This window comes from Chryseotalea sp., assembly GCF_057350905.1.
Window position 1 is genome coordinate 1 of record NZ_JBMRCF010000002.1, and the last position, 17,305, is coordinate 17,305.

Here is a 17,305-nt window from a genome sequence, read left to right on the forward strand (position 1 = left end):
GGGCGATATTGATATTGACGGAACACTCAACAATCCGATTGTTGATATGAACTACATTCGCAGCACAACGTTTAATGTGCCACTGGCTGAAGATCAGCTAGACGTTTATCAATTGGAAGCAAGTGAGTTTACATTGAGCACCACTTATTTTGATGGATTGGGTCGCCCGGTGCAATCAGTAAGTTTAGGTGCGGCAGGTAACGGTGCTGACCTGATACAACCTGTTGAGTACGATGCCTACGGCCGCGAGGTAAAAAAATATTTGCCTTACGCCCACACCTCGGCAGATGGCCGCTACCAGCCTACGGCTTTTGCAGATCAGTTGAATTTTTACAGCAACGCCAGCACAGTAGCCCATGATGCGGCACCCTTTTCGGTGACGGTGTTGGAGAACTCACCCCTGAGCCGGATGATTAAACAAGGCGCACCGGGCCTTGACTGGCAGCCCGACAGCAATAATACTTTCGATTCGCCCGATCATACCATTAAGTACGACAATGATTTTAACGCAAGCGGAGAAGTGTGGCTTTGGTCTGTAGTACAACCCGTACAGGATACAAGTTTTGCCAGCATCAGCGCGGGTACAGGTAATACTTATTATGCAGCCAATCAACTCTATAAAAATAAAATGAGAGACGAGCAGCAGCGCATTGTTATTCAATATACCGACAAGAACGGACGCATGCTGCTGAAACGCGTACAGGCAACAAATAATGAAACACAGATTAATAATACGGACTACGCCAGTACCTACTACATCTACGATGACAGAGGTAACCTGACTTGTGTATTGCCGCCAGAAGCAACAAAACGCCTGAACGCTGAATTTTTTAATGCACAGGCTGATGCGAAAGAAGCCTTCTTGAAACGCTGGGCCTTCCGCTACCACTATGATGGACGCAAGCGCCTAGTGATGAAAAAAGTGCCCGGTGCCGAACCGGTGTACATGGTGTACGATAACAGAGACAGATTAGTGCTTACGCAAGACGGCAACCAGCGCACACAAAACCAATGGAGCTTTACCAAGTACGATGCACTGAACAGGCCCGTAGTAACAGGCCTCTACGCCCACACTTCACCACAAACGCAACAGCAGATGAGTGCCAACATCAGCACCGCGGCTTTTACCGAGACCTTTAGTGCAGCGCAACCACACGGCTACACCACCACCAATGTATTCCCGTCCGCTAACCTTACTGTGCACTCGGTTACTTTCTACGACAACTACGACTTCAGTATCCTGGCAGGTGCCGCTTACAATTTTGATGACGACCACCTGACAGGCCAGCGCGCTGCATACTTTGATCGTTTACGCGGACAGGTAACTGCCACCAAAGTAAATATATTGAACAGTGCAGATTATTTATGGACAGTTACCTACTATGACGATAAGTACCGTCCTATACAGGTAGTGATGCAAAACCATGTGGGCGGAACAGTACGCACCACTAACAAATATGATTTTGTAAAACTGGTGCAGACAAAAACCACCACGAGCACCAGTACCACTGCCGTAAGCACGCAGCGAAGCCTGGTCTACGATGCAGCAGGTCGCCTGACAGAAACCTGGCATAAGGTGAATGCGCAGGATTCGGTTCTGCTCGCAAAGAATGAATATAATGCATTAGGCCAGCTTATAGATAAGAAGCTGCACAGTGAAGACAACGGCAGCAGTTTTGCACAAAGCGTAGACTACACCTACAACATCCGGGGCTGGCTTACTGCAATTAACGATGCAGCACTTACACTACAAGCCAATGAAGCAAAAGATTACTTTGGTTTTGAATTGAATTACAATTCAGTGGATGCTTCGCTGGGCAACAGTGCCTTGTTCAACGGTAATATTTCAGCCACACGATGGAGTGAAAACATGGGCTATAGCACCATTAAACAACGTGCTTATGTCTATGAATATGATACCTTGTATCGTTTAAAGAATGCCCACGCGAAAGAGAAGGCAGGTAGCTGGATTACTCCTATGCACAATGCCTTTAAAGAAGGTGGCCTGCAGTATGACTTGAATGGCAATATCGAACAACTTCAGCGACATGATGCCACGGCTACCCTGATGGATAACCTTACCTACAGCTATGTGGGTAATCAATTGAAAAAAGTAGATGACAGTGGTAATGACAATGCCGGTTTTAAGGATGGAAGCATGACCACCACAGAGTATACCTATGATGCCAACGGTAACATGAAAAGCGATGCCAATAAGAAAATAGTATCCATCAGCTACAACACACTGAACCTGCCGCGCGAAGTGTTACACCAAAACGGAGACAGGATTGTGTATCATTATACTGCAACAGGGCAAAAACTGAAACAGGAAGTAGATACTGTAGGCACAGCCAGTCCGGAAAAAACAAAAAACTATGTAGGGGAGTTGATCATTGAAAACGATACCATTAAAATTATTCAACACGAAGAAGGCCGCCTATCCCTCTCCTCAGGAGAGGCCACCTACCAGTACCACCTCAAAGATCATTTAGGTAACGTGCGCATAACCTTTAATGCACAGGCGCAGACAGTTACCGCTACGATGGAGACAGCGAATGAGACGGAGGAGGTAGCTCAATTCCTGAAATATGATGATGTGCGAAAAGTGAATGCTGTACTGTTCGACCATACACCCGGAGGCAGTACGCACTATGCTGTACGTTTAACAGGCAGCAGCAGCGAAACTTATGGCCTGGCCAAATCCTTGCAGGTGGCGCCTGGCGACAAAGTGAGCGCTGAGGTGTATGCTAAGTATATAGACCCGAATGCCAGCAACTGGACAAGCACACTCAACGACTTACTGGCAGCCATCGCCAATGGTACTGCCGCACCGGGTACTGTTATTGACGGGGGTGCGTATGGAAGCACAGGTGGTTCTACGATTCCCTACAGCGGCTTGTTGAGCAAATCGAATGACAATGGCACGGGTCCGAAAGCCTATTTAAACTGGATTGTGTTTGATGCAAACTTTAATCCTATTGCTGCCAAGAGTGGTTTTAGAAGAATGACAGACGTGGCTAAGGAAAGTGGCAACATGGTACCTCATGAGCGTTTGGAAATGCCTGAGATAGAAATAGAACAACACGGATTTGTGTATATTTATTTTTCGATGGAAGAAACCGGAAAGGAAGTATACTTTGATGATTTTGCTGTGGAGCACCTGGAAGCGATTGTGCAGACAGCAGATTATTATCCTTTTGGTTTAACGTTTAATAATTATTCACGAGAGAACTCGACAAAGAATAATTACTTGTATAATGGAAAGGAACTACAAGATGAATTAAACATTGGTTTGTTAGATTATGGATCCAGAATGTATGATCCAACTATTGCACGTTGGAATCATGTGGATCCACTTGCAGAATTGGGTAGAAGATGGTCTCCTTATACGTATGCTTTTAATAACCCTATTCGTTTTATAGACCCAGATGGTATGTGGGCAAAATCTGCGAAGGGTGGGGTGATAACTACTGATACTGATGAAATTGCTGCCGTTCTAAATGGTATGAAATCGAGTATTAGCAAAAAAACAGACCCTGAGAAGAAAAAGCAGAATGATGAGAAGGGTTCCTCAGAAGCCTCTACTAGCTCGACAACGACTACAGCTTCTGATTCGGAAACTGATCCGGAGAAGAAGAAAAGTGGTGAGGGTGCGGAGCAACAAACGCAAGGAGACCCTTTCGGATTCAAGGATGAGTTTTTAGCAAATTCATACTATTCCGTTAGAGGAAACAATGTTGACTGGTCTACTCTGACTTCCGAATTTTTGTCCGGTAATGGTCCTGAAAGAAGTTTATTTCTAGATGGTCATCCGATGACTGAAGCAATGAAGAGGTCGACAATTGTTTCACAAGCAATTATCAGGTTTATTAACGGAGGGCAAAAGCCATTAATACGCGAGCATATTGAGTTCTCACCTGCCCATGTTCCGCTTGCTGGACTAAACATGATGGAGCAGTTTGTAGGCAGCGCTCGAATTAGTATCATCCCCTCATCAGCAGGTACCGTCTTTATTCTAAATAACACCACAGGAAAATACTCCGGTGGTTATGATTCCACCGATGATATTCCTAGAGTTCCTGGTCAGATTACTCCTATGGGAAATATCTATCAAAGATTCATATGGATAGTCCCTAATAAATGATGAGTATGGATAACAGATTGACGATTTCAATTGTCTGCTTGCTTTTGTTTGCTACTCTTGGATGTGCACAGAAGAAAGATGTGGACGAAAAGATGTTACCGGGAAGATATTGTTTCACCAACAGGAGTAATCGTGATTCATTGTTCTTATTTGAGAATGGAAAGTATCACCATAAATACACCTCAAGTAATGAAAGGATATTTGAATCTAAAGGATCATGGAAGTATGACTCACTTACAAATCAAATCACCTTTGAGGATTTTATTTTCTTCAATGACGAAGGGCCAGATAATCCGCCTGGTATCTGGCACTCAACTGTAGATATTACAAAGGAGGATGAAGTTAGGCTAATGTATGCCCCTGAGCATAAAATGTTTTATTATAAGAAATAAGTCCCTACCCGACTGGCGCAAGTCTTCCCCAACTGGCGCAAGTCTTCAGCATGTGCTTAGGCATGTGTGAGACTTGTGCCTTATTCAATAAGTTGGTATCTTCTGCTTCATGAGTACCGAATATAAATTTGATAAACCAGGTGGTATTATTTTGTAATTTGTTCCGTTGTTTATTGGTTTATGTATAACAAGGCACAAGTCTCGCGCATGCTTTCGCGCAAGGCCAAAGACTTGCGCCAGTTTGGGGTGTTTTTCCCATCTGGCGATGATATTTATAATACCCGACAACAGGGCATTCCCGGAGTTGTGCTCTCCGATCGTGCTTACAGTTTAATCAATGTGAATTTGGCACCTGAAAGACACTCAATCAGTGGAATGACTAGTGATATTATTAAAGGATATCTCTCTGACAGTCTTTTTAGATTTATTAAGTAGACGGACTAAAATTTAAAATTCAGTATGAAGTTAAGCTCTCAATTTTTATCACTGTCTTTATTTGTTGGAGCCCTCATTTTTATATGCTCCCGTTGTACTCGTGAGGATGAGCAATCCGCAAAGACAGTGTATTTGGATAAACGGTATGGAATTGTGTTAGAGGATAAATCATTAGATTCGCTGATCTCGAAATATATAGCAGTGAATAAAGTTGACGTTCATGAACGATTACTTGTTATACGGTTTTACAATGACGGTATTCGCCAGTTCTATTATATCACCCAAGCTCGCCAAAAAGTGTTTACCACAGATCAGCCTGATTACTATTTCATTAATGAAGACAATGCGGTTGTTTTATTGTTTCTTGGAGGACACAAGTTTTTTTCATCATATGGAATCAAAACAGAACTTGATGAAGTTATAAAGGAATATGATTTATCATTAGCAAATGATGGCCAAGATTTTAATCCACCTCTATGGGAAGTATTGAGGAACTGTGATAGCAACCTTGAAGTTAGAACAAGGGTCGGTTCATTTATTCTTGATTATTTACCATGTGGTTATAGTATTAAACAAGATAGTCTTATTCAGAATGAGTATGAACTGATTAGGAAATGAACCCTCTGGTCGTAGCGTCTCGCTACGGCTCTTGAAATAAACTACAAAGCCCAGCGATTGCGCTAGGTATTTACATTAAAACATTTGGATTAATATCATCAAGTTCTTGAGCATACCTCCTTAACCACCCCATCTGGCGCAAGTCTTTAGCCTAGTGCGTAGGCATGTGTGAGACTTGTGCCCTATTCAATAAGTTGGTGTCTTCTACTTTGTGAGTAGAGAATATAAATTTCATAAACCAGTTGGTATTATTTTGTAATTTGTTCTGTTGTTGATTGGTTTATGTATAACAAGGCACAAGTCTCGCGCAAGCTTTTGCGCAATGCCAAAGACTTTCGCTAGTTTGGGGATTAAATTTATTTTTAGATGGTATTTAGAATATTTCATTTTTTTGTAGTTACCGCAACTCTTTTGGCCTTTAGTTGTAAAGAGAAAAAAGAAAGCTATAATTCGACTCTTGATAAGAGTAATGGCGGAATTGACGGAGTTATGGATAGTGCTAACTTACTGACATTTAGTGAGGAGAAAGAACTCTTAAAAATCATTCAAAGAATCGAAGATAGTACTAGTTACCAAATTGCAATAGTTTTAATTAACTCTTTGGGAGGAAGGGATATAATTGATTATTCAATCAATATCGCTAAGAAAATTCGTTTAGGAGGAGTTGAACAGAGTGAGGGGATTTTAATCTCTGTTGCTTACCAAGATCACTTAGCCAGAATAGAAATTGGTGAAGGTTTAGAGAGGATTGTTACTAATGATAGGGCTATTATTATTATGGACAACATTATGATACCTGAGTTTAAACAAGATTCCACTTATCAAGGACTTTATAAATCATTAATACATCTTGAAAGTATTCTGAAATAAAATCATCCTTAATTCCGCCCATCTTGCGCAAGTCTTCAGCATATGTGTAGGCAAGTGCGAGACTTGTGTCATATTCAATAAGTTGGTATCTTCCACTTCATGATTACCGAATATATATTTCATATACCAGGTGGTATTATTTTGTAATTTATTCCGTTGTTTATTGGTTTATGTATAACAAGGCACAAGTCTCGCGCGTGCTTTTGCGCAATGCCAAAGACTTGCGCCAGTTTGGGAAAGAACTCTTAAAAATCATTCAAAGAATCGAAGATAGTACTAGTTACCAAATTGCAATAGTTTTAATTAACTCTTTGGGAGGAAGGGATATAATTGATTATTCAATCAATATCGCTAAGAAAATTCGTTTGGGAGGAGTTGAACAGAGTGAGGGGATTTTAATCTCTGTTGCTTACCAAGATCGCTTAGCCAGAATAGAAATTGGTGAAGGTTTAGAGAGGATTGTTACTAATGATAGGGCTATTATTATTATGGACAATATTATGATACCTGAGTTTAAACAAGATTTCACTTATCAAGGACTTTATAAATCATTAATACATCTTGAAAGTATTCTGAAATAAAATCATCCTTAATTCCGCCCATCTTCCATCTGGCGCAAGTCTTTAGCCTAGTGCGTAGGCATGTGTGAGACTTGTGCCCTATTCAATAAGTTGGTGTCTTCTACTTTGTGAGTAGAGAATATAAATTTCATAAACCAGTTGGTATTATTTTGTAATTTGTTCCGTTGTTTATTGATTTATGTATAACAAGGCATAAGTCTCGCGCAAGCTTTTGCGCAAGGCCAAATACTTGTGCCAGTTTGGTAGGCAATCAGCATTAAATATGGAAAAGCAATTAGTTGATGCCTATATCAGTCAATATGGTAATAGGCCTCCACTACAATTTAGACCTTAATGTATTATGAGCTTTATTTTCGTTGAATTTGGAATAAACCCTGAGAATTATGGTGAAACTTCAGAACCGTCTATTGAGACCAGAGAATTGGTTGAACGTTATAGCACGGAAATGGTATTTGTAGCGAGATTATTTACGAGATTTTTGTCTGACTGGCATCCAAAAAATCTACGAAAGATTACAATCTTTATAGTAGATTCTAATAAAAAGGAAGGGATTAGTTCTGCCAATTGGCTTACTAAAGTTTGCCTAATCTACAAATACTTTGAATGGACATCTTTTAATAAAGAGGAGAACCAAATTAATAGGTATAAAATCCTTCTGGATTTTATGTCGAAGACATTAATAGAAGCATCAAAGCAATTTGGTTGGCCGGTTGAAATTTTTACTGAAGCTTACTCAAAGGTGATAGTTTCTAACTTTATAAACGAATATCTTCTTGTGGCCCCGAAGTCATCACCTGATAAAAAGCACAGTGCTTCACTAAGTGTAAGGGTAGATAAAGATTACAGCAGAATTTTTCTTGAGGTAAAAGATACAGGCGGGAAAATTCAAAAAGGAGTGCTTACAAAAGTCGCACAACAGCAAGACGAATTTTTAAGTATTGTAAAAAATATCAAATGGGTTGATAATAACCTGCTCGTCATATCAAACAAAGACAATGAAATTAATTTTAAGTGTTCGCTTGAAAATCAAACTGTAGAAATTTTTCTTACTCTCAATATTCACGATGAAAGATATTTGCAAGATGAACTTAAGCTTATTGATCCAAACACTTCGAAAGAAGAAGATCTTGAAATAAGGAGTAAGAGAATTGAGCATATGAAAAATATGTTTAATAAATAATAATTCCCCCATCTAGCGCAAGTCTTCAGCATGTGCGCAGGCATGTGTGAGACTTATGCCATATTCAATAAGTTGGTATCTTCTGCTTCATGAGTACCGAATATAAATTTCATAATTTAGGTGGGTATTATTTTGTAATTTGTTCTGTTGTTGATTGGTTTATGTATAACAAGGCACAAGTCTCGCGCGTGCTTTTGCGCAATGCCAAAGACTTGCGCCAGTTTGGGGAAGATTACTGTATCAATAACAATGGCAAGTAAAATATGCGACTAATGGAGGTTGATTGGAGTAAATCAAGTTTGTTTAAAGGAGATTTTACTATTGAGATGGAAAAATCATATTTAGTGAATCGATTTTAGGAGTTGGTAGTCAATTTTCTTTATGGCGAGATGATTCTAATTTCACGGCTTGTAGAATGGAAAAAGTGTACAACTCTACAGGAAAAGTTTATCCCGGTGAAACAGCAACGGTGGAATTTTCTGCGATGAATTCACAAGTCGCTTTAACTTTAAAAGAAGGTGATTTAGTGTTTTTTGGTGTACCTCACACAAGAGTTGGAACATTGAAGATAGAGGAAGTTTTGTCCACAGATTTTAAGCCAGGTTAGTACGCGAGAAATAATAAAACCCCATCTGGCGCAAGTCTTCAGCATGTGTGAGACTTGTGCCATATTCCAAAGATCAGCATGGAAGCAATTGTCAGGATTGCGGGTAGTCTTTAGTATAAACTAAGATCAGTCTTCGGTTAAGTTAATTTTTGATGAATATTTCAACTGTGTTAAAATTGAAAACTGACTAATCAGCGTGTTTTAAAGCTTTTAAAAGATGGAGTACTGTTTTGTCTTTCTCCCCAAGGGTTAATGACAAATCCTAACGGTCTCCCTAAAGGAATCTTTCGTAAATTGTAGAAACACATTTATACTATGGGAAAATTTGAGATCACAACACGTGCTAATGGTGAGTTTCAGTTCAATTTAAAGGCAGCTAACCACCAAATTATTTTAACAAGTCAGGGATATTCGTCTCGCGCTAATTGCGAGAATGGCATAGCTTCTGTGCGCGAGAATTCGCAGGTGGATGCTAACTTTGAGCGAAACAAATCGACTAATGGGAAACATTACTTTAACCTTAAGGCTGCAAATGGTCTGGTGATTGGTACGAGCGAAATGTATGAAAGCGCTACTTCCATGGAAAATGGCATTGCCTCTGTCATGAGTAATGCGCCTTCTGCTACTATGGAAGGGTAAGTCTATTTATTGCTTTAAATGTATTATGCCTGGTTTAGCGAATAAAGCCAAGCTGTTCGACATGTTATCGAAGCGCATGTCGAACTATTGATGATGCGGGATTTTAATCCCGCTATACGATCAATTTTAAATATCGCATTCTTTTTATGGTGTCTCGCGTATATTTTTTACACGCATTCGCAGCAGGGATAGCAGCGTAAATCCTTTTTGCTGCAGGGTATCAGCATGGGGCAAAAAGATTGCAGCCACGCGAAGCGCGTGACCCGGCTCGAGGCACGAGAGGCTGCTCATACGATTCAAAATTTGAGATTTGAAATTTTGAATTTGAAATTTAATTCTGTTTGCTGTACTTATTCCGGTACTCTAAAGGCGTTAGCCCTGTTATCTTTTTAAAGATGGTGCGAAAGGCTTTTGTGTCAGTATAGCCAACATCGTACATTACTTCATTGATATTTTTCCGGCTACTCTCAAAACAGCGCTTGGCTGATTCTATTTTAATGCGTTGGATGTATTCAAGCACTGAGTTGTTGGTAGCTGTTTTAAACCTGCGCTCAAAGGTTCGTCTGCCTACACCATATTGATCGGCCAGGCTCTCTACACTAATGCGCTCATGAATATTCTGTTCGATAAACTCCTGCGCTTTTTTAATTACATCATCTTTATGTTCTTTTTGTCCCTTAAACATGGCAAAGGCTGCCTGACTATTTCTGTCGATATCAATCGCAAAATATTTGGAGGCCAGTATGGCAGTTTCGCGATCGGTGTATTTCTCCACCAGGTGTAAAAGTAAATTCCAATAGGAGTTAGCACCACCACTGGAGTAAATGCGGTTCTCTTCTGTTACAATGCTGCCGTCTACTAATTCCACCTCAGGAAATAACTGCCTGAATTCGGAACTGAAGCCCCAATGGGTAGAACATTTTTTACCATTCAGTAAGCCTGTGGAGGCGAGTAAAAAAGCACCAACACAAAGCGAAGCAACTTCTGCACCTTTGTTGTATTGTTCGTTGATCCAGGGAAGCAGTGCCTTATTTTGCGCGATGGCTTGTTGCATATTACCAAAGAGGGCAGGAATAAAAACGAGGTCTGTTTGTTCTACTTCACTAATTTGCTTATCGACATGCACTGAAAATAAACCTGCGTTTAGTTTTACTTCTTTTGCATGCCCCACTAGTTGTACATTGAAGAGTGCTGGTTTGCCCGAAGCCATTAGAAAATGGTTTACAGTGCTGAAGAGGTATTGCGGATCGGCAATGGCCTGTGGCACCGATGACTCAGGAACAAGGATGCTGATTGTTTTCATGAAGCGAATTTACAATAATTAGTGTCGCAAAACACCCCTCTATTGTCGTTTCTCTACAGCGGATAAACCGCGTATTCCCCTGATATTTGTATAAGCAAACTAAATAACCATGGAAACAAACAAATTTGTAAGCATCACGATTAAGGCTTTGGTAAATGCAAGCACAGAAAAAGTATGGGAATGCTGGACAGAGCCGAAGCACATCATTAAATGGAATGCTGCATCGGATGATTGGCATACACCACGCGCGACCAACGACTTGCGTGCGGGAGGTAAGTTTACATCGCGCATGGAGGCTAAAGATGGCAGCATGGGTTTTGACTTTGAGGGCGTGTACGAAACGGTTGTACCAGGCAAGAGACTGGTTTATGCCATGTCGGATGGCAGAAGGGTAGATGTTACGTTTACACCCAAAGGTAATGCAGTTGAAGTGATTGAAACCTTTGATGCCGAACAAACCAATTCTATTGACATGCAAAGAGATGGCTGGCAAGCCATATTGGATAATTTTAAAAAATATACTGAATCCTAATTATGGAAAAGCTACACTTTGATATTGTAATTAAAGCAAGTCCGGAAAAAGTTTTCAAGGACATGCTGGCAGATAAAACGTATCGTGAATGGACCAGTGAGTTTAACCCAACCTCATTTTATGAGGGCACCTGGGAAAAGGGTTCGAAAATTTTGTTTGTAGGCACCAGCGAAGATGGGAAACGTGGAGGAATGGTAGCACGAATTGCAGAAAATATTCCAAACGAATTCATCAGTATTGAACACTACGGAGTATTGAACGGAGAAGAAGAAATAACTACTGGCAAAGAAATAGAAGCGTGGGCAGGAGCACATGAGGATTATATTTTTAAAGCCGTACCAGAAGGGACAAAGCTTACAATAGAGGTAGACAGCAACGAAGAATATAAAGGCTTCTTTTCAGAAGTCTGGCCCAGGGCCCTGGCGAAGTTAAAGTCGATTGCTGAACGTTAATTGTCTTATCAGTTTAAAAATGAAAGGTATATGAATAATCCGATACACCCCTGCTTATGGTTTAATGGCAATGCGCTTGAAGCCGCTAATTTTTATTGTTCTGTATTTACCAATTCAAAAATAACAAGCAACACACCCATGGTGGTAAACTTTGAATTGAACGGACAGCAGTTTATGGGCTTGAATGGCGGACCTCATTTTACCTTTAATGAAGCTGTTTCTTTCGTAGTTGAATGCGACACCCAGGAAGAGATTGATTACTTCTGGAATAAACTGACAGCAGGCGGCAGTGAAAGCATGTGTGGATGGCTGAAGGATAAATATGGATTATCGTGGCAAATAGTACCTCGTATTTTAAGCCAGCTGATGACGGATCCGAATCGTTCGCAACGTGTTGTGCAAGCTTTTATGCAGATGAAGAAATTTGATATCGCCACCTTGTTGAAAGCCTGATCTGTTGTTGTGCTACTAACACCTTATTTATTATTTAATGGTAATTGCAGAGAAGCCATGATTTTTTATCAGGCTTGTCTGGGAGGTGAGCTTACATTTCAAACGGTGGAAGATGTGCCTGTTCAGTATCAGTGGCCTGATGCCCTTAGTCGAATGGTTATGCAGGCCACGCTGATTAAAGATTCGTTTACATTGAAGGCAAGTGATTTAAGTTATGATGACACTTTAGTAAAGGGAAATACGGTAACTTTTATGTTGAACTGTGCTACACATGAAGAAGTAAAAAATGTGATGACTAAATTACTGGATGGCGGTGTTCTTATTCAAGACTTGAACAGGACTTCAGATAATGCATGGCTAACTTCACTTACGGATAAGTATGGACACTATTGGACAATTTTTTGTCATGCGGATGGAGACTAATAAGGTAGTTGAGGTATTTAAGACAAGTATTGATAGTCAACAGGAATCGAGTTTGGTCAGTAATGTTTTGCATGTTATGTATCCGGCAGCGAAAATCAATATTGATCTGGAGGACTGCGACAGAATTTTACGCATAGAACATAGTCAGATACCGGTTGAAGAAGTGACGAAAATGATAAAGGCCTTGGGACATCAGTGTGAAGTGCTGGTTTAAAAATATAAACTTATGATGAAGCAAGTAGAATCGATCGATGCGTATCTGAAGGAGTTCCCCGTTTCAACACAAAAGTTATTACAGGCCATGCGTAAAACCATTCAGGCGGCAGCACCTGAAGCTACTGAGCGTATAAGTTATGGCATGCCCTGTTTTTATGCCAAGGGTAACCTTGTTTACTTTGCCGGATACAAAGGTCATATTGGTTTTTATCCTTCCTCTTCCGGCATTGCAGCCTTTACACAAGAACTAAAGGCGTATGCATATTCAAAGGGTGCCATACGCCTGCCCTTGGATAAGCCCTTGCCATTAACACTAATTAGGAGGATAGTTAAGTACAGACTGCAGGAGAACTATGATAAGGCAGCCGAAAAAGAACGAAAGGCACAATTAAGAATTTGTAAGCAAGGACATCAGTTTTATAAAAGCAGCGATTGCCCAACGTGCCCTATATGCGAACAGAAAAATAAAGCAGCAGAGGGTTTTATTGAAAAATTGTCGGCACCGGCAACACGCGCTTTACTGAATGCGGGCATTAAAAGCCTGACACAGCTAGCAAAGTATAAAGAAGCAGATATCTTAAAATTGCATGGTGTAGGCCCCAGTGCCCTGCCAATAATGCGAAAGGCGCTGAAAGAAAAGGGCCTGGCTTTTAAAAAGTAAAGCTTCTATGTTTGAGACCAGAGCTTCGATGTTCGAAGCTTCGATGCTCGAGGCTTGATGCTCGAAGCTTTATCATAAGGCCTGCGCCTTAAAGCCACTACTGGAAATTAACGAATCGCTCTCCAATCAACCAATAACGATCAACTAGTTCTCCCGCAACGGTGCAATATTAAAATTACCCAATACGCGTCCTCCTTCTTTTGTTGTTACAGTTCCATCTTTACCAATCAGCCAATAGTGAAGAGTATTGTCGTACAATAAATAAGCATATCGATTATCTTTTGAGGGCATTGCTCTTGCAATAACAAGGTGTTTTCCATCTTTCTCAAGTAATAACTGTCCTTTCATATCCAGAAATAGTTTTCCATTTGTTGATGATGCATCAAAAGGTATTATGGTAGCTGGAGCAGGCACACTGCGGCTCCACTGGCGTTCCCATGTTTTATCCAGGTCTTCATTGCTCTCAATACTTCGTAAAGGACTCGCAGGATTTTGCTTTGCCATGGTGTAACCAAGTTTTAAGGCTGCCATTCTTTCTTTCAATACAGGAAAATCATTTTGAGGCACTTGTCCGGCAAGCATGGCCTCTAATGTTTTAGTCAAATCACTTTCACTGGCATTGAATTTGGCGAGCAACCATCCTGCCATATAATCCGAGCGCAGAATTTTTAACGAAGCATTATTATCCAGCCAGGGCATTAAATGATTAAAGCCGTGGTGCCCTGCCATGTGAGCCGCTAGTGCAAGTATTCCAAATTTTGTTCTTGCTTTTAAATTCAACAGCGATGCAGAATCAAGGTTATAGAGCAAAAAAGTATGGTATTCAATTTCATCATAACTATGTTTGCCAATCTGCATGGCTTCGCTGCTATTAGAGCGAAACTGGCTGTAGGGTTGCGCAGGAAAGGGGAGTGCTTTGAAAACAGTTTCAACCAGATTTTCCAGCTCCGCAGCATGATTATCATGCATGGGCCCCGATACAACATTGCGTATAGCAATGCTGTAGGTAATGAGGGTGTCCTTGCTGGTGAGTTGATATTTTTTTTGAGCCAGTGCAGTCTGACTGATTAACAAAACGAGAATTATTAAGATACGCATGAGGGCTTGTCTAGTATTGACAAGATATTCAAAAGCTTTTTAATTAACGGCAAGACTCAATGAAATTATTTGAGTACTCGCTGTTTAAATCCAGGAAAGGGTTTGGATATAGTAATTCAATGTCGTTTAGTTAAGAGTCCATATTCATCCTCTCCTCTGGAGAGGAATGGAGGTGAGGCTATAAAAAAGGTTTAACTAAACGACATTGATACAGTAATTTACCATGTCCAAACCCGCTTGCTATTATTCGCTTCTCAGCGATTTGGTTGGATTACTAAAGGCAGCTTTAAGTGCCTGAATACTAACGATGCTCACGGCCAGTAACAAAGCGAGTCCGCCTGCCAAAGGCAACACCCACCAAGGAATCTCTGTATGGTAAGGGTAGCGCTCTAAAAACCAGCTTGTAAAGTACCAGGACAAGGGTGCAGCAAAAAGAAATGAAAGTATAACCAGTCGACTGAAATCTTTGTTGATGAGCAACACCAGGCTATTGACAGAGGCGCCCATTACTTTGCGTATACCAATTTCTTTGGTGCGTTGTTCCGCTGTGAAAGCAGCCAGTCCAAAAAGTCCAAGACAGGTAATAAGAATAGCCAATGCAGAAAAACTTGAGCCGAGTTTGCTAATGAGATTGATATTCGAAAACTTCCCGTCAAATTCTGTATCAGCAAAACGATAAGAGAAAGGATAGGCCGGATTGTATTTTTTAAATACAGATTCTACTCTGGCAATAGCACCGGGTAAATCGTTGGTGGCCTCGAGTCGAACCGTAATGGTGCTCGACCAATCAGGTGAGTACACCATAATTAGCGGATCAATTGGTTGATAGGGAGAACCCATAATTACGTTTTCCATCACACCGATAATGGTGAAGCTACTGCCCCAGAAGTTAAGTGTTTCTCCTACTAAATTTTCTTTACCAATTCTGTTGGCTGCTTCTTTGTTAATCAGTACAGCAGCAGTATCACTTTTAAACTCAGGCGAAAAATCGCGACCTTCCAGCAATTTAATGCCCATGGTTTTAGTATAATCATATTCAGTGGCAATGGTGGTAAATGAAACTGGTGGGCCTTCTGGTCTTCCTGGCCAATCTACACTGTTGCTTGAGAATATTCGGGTAATAGGACTGTTTGATTTGCAAACAGACTGCACAGCACCTGTTCGTACCAACTCTTCACGTATGGTTTGAAAACTGGTTTCAATTTCGCGGGTGGTCCACACCAGCATCAGGTTCTCTTTGTTGTAACCGATGTCACGTGCTTTCACAAATTGTATTTGCTTATAGATGACTATGGTAGAAATAATAAGAAGAATGGAGAAGCTGAATTGCAGTACCACCAATACTTTCCTGGGTGTACTGCCGCCTTTACCGATCTGTACTTTTCCTTTTAATACTTTTACCGGATTAAAACCTGAGAGGTAAAATGCCGGATAGCTTCCGGCCACAATACCAGTAACCAGTATCAGCCCTATTGCCAAAAGCCACAGCATACCATTAGTGTAGTCTATAAATAATTTTTTGCCGACAATAGCATTATAAAATGGAAGCAACAGTTCAGTCAGCACCAACGCCAGCAGAAAGGCAACAAAAGTTATAAAAATTGACTCTCCGATGAATTGATAAATCAATTCCTTTCTGCCCGAACCCACACTTTTGCGAATGCCGACTTCGCGTGCTCTTTTTTCTGAGCGTGCGGTGGCAAGGTTCATGAAATTGATGCAGGCAATAAATAATATAAAAATGGCGATGGCCGAAAACATCTGTACGTATTCAATCATGCCTCCGGACACTTTTCCGTTTTCAAAGTTTGAATACAAATGCCAGTCGCCAATCGGGTGAAGAAACAAGGCGGCAGAAGTAGCGCTCTCGTTATTTTCCTTCACTGTATGTTGGATGTCCTGATTGGTGGCGGCAAGCGCCTCTGCATCATTTAATTCAACATAAATGCGAAATGAATTGTTCTCCCAACTGTCTTTAGATTCCCTGACCCATGATTGGGTTTCTTCGTAAAAAGTGAAGGGGAGCAGGTAATCGAATTGGAAAGTTGATTGAGGCGGAACATCTTTGATGATCGCTACAACTTTTTGTTCACGATTATTATCAATCTTTACTAATTGGTTAATTGGATCTTGCTCATTGAATAATGCTTTAGCCGTAGATTCTGTGAGTACTATGCCTGAAGGATCTTTCAGGGGATTTTGAACATCACCTTTTACAATAGTAAAACTGAACATGCGAAGAAAATCTTCTCCGGCACTCAAACCGATTTTTTCAAGTCTGTTCTCACCTACGGTAAGCAGATTGCCTTCTCCCCAGTTGGTTATTGCTACCCGCTTGATGTTGCTCGATTTTTCTTTCAGAATATCTTTTAACGGATAAGGTAAGGCTTGTTGAGAACCGATGCCATCGGAGAACTCCTGGTTCATAAACACCTGATGCAGTCGGTCGCGGTTTTCATGAAACTGATCATAGCTTACTTCATCACGTACCCACAAGAAAATGAGCAGACTGCAGGTAATGCCAACTGCTAAGCCTGTAATGTTAATGAAGCTGTAAACTGAATTTTTGGTCAGATTACGAATGGCAAGGATGATATAATTTCTCAGCATGGTTGATCGGCTTCTCTTTTTAGATAAATTTTTAACGAATACCCATCGTCCTCAAGGGTATACCTTGACGACTTTAATCAACATCAATGCC

Annotated in this window: 20 protein-coding genes; 16 read left to right on the forward strand and 4 right to left on the reverse strand. The window is 40.7% G+C overall.

Going from position 1 to position 17,305, the window contains the following annotated elements; all coding sequences use genetic code 11:
• The 10 genes from ACO1XM_RS05210 to ACO1XM_RS05255 all read left to right on the forward strand — a co-directional run.
• The coding region (locus tag ACO1XM_RS05210) for a DUF6443 domain-containing protein (RefSeq protein ID WP_486226554.1) at window positions 1-4,144 on the forward strand (4,144 nt) is incomplete at its 5' end.
• 5 nt (window positions 4,145-4,149) lie between these two features.
• The gene (locus tag ACO1XM_RS05215; RefSeq protein ID WP_486226556.1) at window positions 4,150-4,536 is read left to right on the forward strand and encodes a hypothetical protein; all 387 of its coding nucleotides are present in this window, start codon (window positions 4,150-4,152) and stop codon (window positions 4,534-4,536) included.
• Window positions 4,537-4,716: 180 nt separating this feature from the next.
• Window positions 4,717-4,971 (forward strand): hypothetical protein, encoded by a 255-nt coding sequence (locus ACO1XM_RS05220; protein ID WP_486226558.1) that lies wholly within the window; start codon window positions 4,717-4,719, stop codon window positions 4,969-4,971.
• A 24-nt stretch (window positions 4,972-4,995) separates the two neighbouring features.
• Entirely contained in the window at window positions 4,996-5,589 is a 594-nt protein-coding gene (locus ACO1XM_RS05225; protein ID WP_486226560.1) for a hypothetical protein, read from the forward strand.
• Window positions 5,590-5,955: 366 nt separating this feature from the next.
• Window positions 5,956-6,459 (forward strand): TPM domain-containing protein, encoded by a 504-nt coding sequence (locus tag ACO1XM_RS05230; protein WP_486226562.1) that lies wholly within the window; start codon window positions 5,956-5,958, stop codon window positions 6,457-6,459.
• Between the two features lie 170 nt (window positions 6,460-6,629).
• Window positions 6,630-7,040, forward strand: coding sequence for a TPM domain-containing protein (locus tag ACO1XM_RS05235; RefSeq protein WP_486226564.1), 411 nt, complete (start codon window positions 6,630-6,632; stop codon window positions 7,038-7,040).
• A gap of 340 nt (window positions 7,041-7,380) precedes the next feature.
• Window positions 7,381-8,220, forward strand: coding sequence for a hypothetical protein (locus tag ACO1XM_RS05240; protein WP_486226566.1), 840 nt, complete (start codon window positions 7,381-7,383; stop codon window positions 8,218-8,220).
• An 89-nt stretch (window positions 8,221-8,309) separates the two neighbouring features.
• On the forward strand, window positions 8,310-8,480 hold the full coding sequence (locus tag ACO1XM_RS05245) for a hypothetical protein (protein ID WP_486226568.1): 171 nt from the start codon (window positions 8,310-8,312) through the stop codon (window positions 8,478-8,480).
• Between the two features lie 155 nt (window positions 8,481-8,635).
• Window positions 8,636-8,827: a single stranded DNA-binding domain-containing protein gene (locus ACO1XM_RS05250; RefSeq protein WP_486226570.1), complete on the forward strand. Its 192-nt coding sequence runs from the start codon at window positions 8,636-8,638 to the stop codon at window positions 8,825-8,827.
• Between the two features lie 315 nt (window positions 8,828-9,142).
• On the forward strand, window positions 9,143-9,466 hold the full coding sequence (locus ACO1XM_RS05255; protein ID WP_486226572.1) for a YegP family protein: 324 nt from the start codon (window positions 9,143-9,145) through the stop codon (window positions 9,464-9,466).
• Between the two features lie 144 nt (window positions 9,467-9,610).
• Here ACO1XM_RS05255 and ACO1XM_RS05260 read toward each other — a convergent pair whose 3' ends face one another.
• Together ACO1XM_RS05260 and ACO1XM_RS05265 are read right to left on the reverse strand one after the other, a co-directional pair.
• A complete protein-coding gene (locus ACO1XM_RS05260) occupies window positions 9,611-9,757 on the reverse strand; it encodes a hypothetical protein (protein WP_486226574.1) in 147 nt (48 codons plus the stop codon).
• Between the two features lie 40 nt (window positions 9,758-9,797).
• Window positions 9,798-10,769 carry a GlxA family transcriptional regulator gene (locus ACO1XM_RS05265; RefSeq protein WP_486226576.1) on the reverse strand — a complete coding sequence of 324 codons (972 nt, stop codon included), beginning with the start codon at window positions 10,767-10,769 and terminating at the stop codon, window positions 9,798-9,800.
• A 109-nt stretch (window positions 10,770-10,878) separates the two neighbouring features.
• Here ACO1XM_RS05265 and ACO1XM_RS05270 point away from each other — a divergent pair, with 109 nt between their 5' ends.
• From ACO1XM_RS05270 to ACO1XM_RS05295, 6 genes are read left to right on the forward strand one after another with little or no spacing between them, the layout of a single operon-like run.
• On the forward strand, window positions 10,879-11,301 hold the full coding sequence (locus tag ACO1XM_RS05270) for an SRPBCC family protein (RefSeq protein WP_486226578.1): 423 nt from the start codon (window positions 10,879-10,881) through the stop codon (window positions 11,299-11,301).
• A gap of 2 nt (window positions 11,302-11,303) precedes the next feature.
• A complete protein-coding gene (locus ACO1XM_RS05275; protein WP_486226580.1) occupies window positions 11,304-11,753 on the forward strand; it encodes an SRPBCC family protein in 450 nt (149 codons plus the stop codon).
• 30 nt (window positions 11,754-11,783) lie between these two features.
• Window positions 11,784-12,206, forward strand: a complete 423-nt coding sequence (locus tag ACO1XM_RS05280) for a VOC family protein (RefSeq protein ID WP_486226582.1) — start codon at window positions 11,784-11,786, stop codon at window positions 12,204-12,206.
• A 9-nt stretch (window positions 12,207-12,215) separates the two neighbouring features.
• Window positions 12,216-12,629 (forward strand): VOC family protein, encoded by a 414-nt coding sequence (locus tag ACO1XM_RS05285; RefSeq protein ID WP_486226584.1) that lies wholly within the window; start codon window positions 12,216-12,218, stop codon window positions 12,627-12,629.
• Window positions 12,619-12,843 (forward strand): hypothetical protein, encoded by a 225-nt coding sequence (locus ACO1XM_RS05290; RefSeq protein ID WP_486226586.1) that lies wholly within the window; start codon window positions 12,619-12,621, stop codon window positions 12,841-12,843. Before ACO1XM_RS05285 ends, ACO1XM_RS05290 begins: the two co-directional genes overlap by 11 nt.
• 12 nt (window positions 12,844-12,855) lie before the next feature.
• On the forward strand, window positions 12,856-13,506 hold the full coding sequence (locus ACO1XM_RS05295) for a DUF1801 domain-containing protein (protein ID WP_486226588.1): 651 nt from the start codon (window positions 12,856-12,858) through the stop codon (window positions 13,504-13,506).
• 144 nt (window positions 13,507-13,650) lie between these two features.
• Here the strand turns inward: ACO1XM_RS05295 and ACO1XM_RS05300 are convergent, their stop codons facing one another.
• Both ACO1XM_RS05300 and ACO1XM_RS05305 read right to left on the reverse strand, forming a co-directional pair.
• Complete coding sequence (locus tag ACO1XM_RS05300) at window positions 13,651-14,604, reverse strand: hypothetical protein (protein ID WP_486226590.1); 954 nt, start codon at window positions 14,602-14,604, stop codon at window positions 13,651-13,653.
• A 243-nt stretch (window positions 14,605-14,847) separates the two neighbouring features.
• A complete protein-coding gene (locus tag ACO1XM_RS05305; protein WP_486226592.1) occupies window positions 14,848-17,214 on the reverse strand; it encodes an ABC transporter permease in 2,367 nt (788 codons plus the stop codon).
• Window positions 17,215-17,305: the final 91 nt, after the last annotated feature.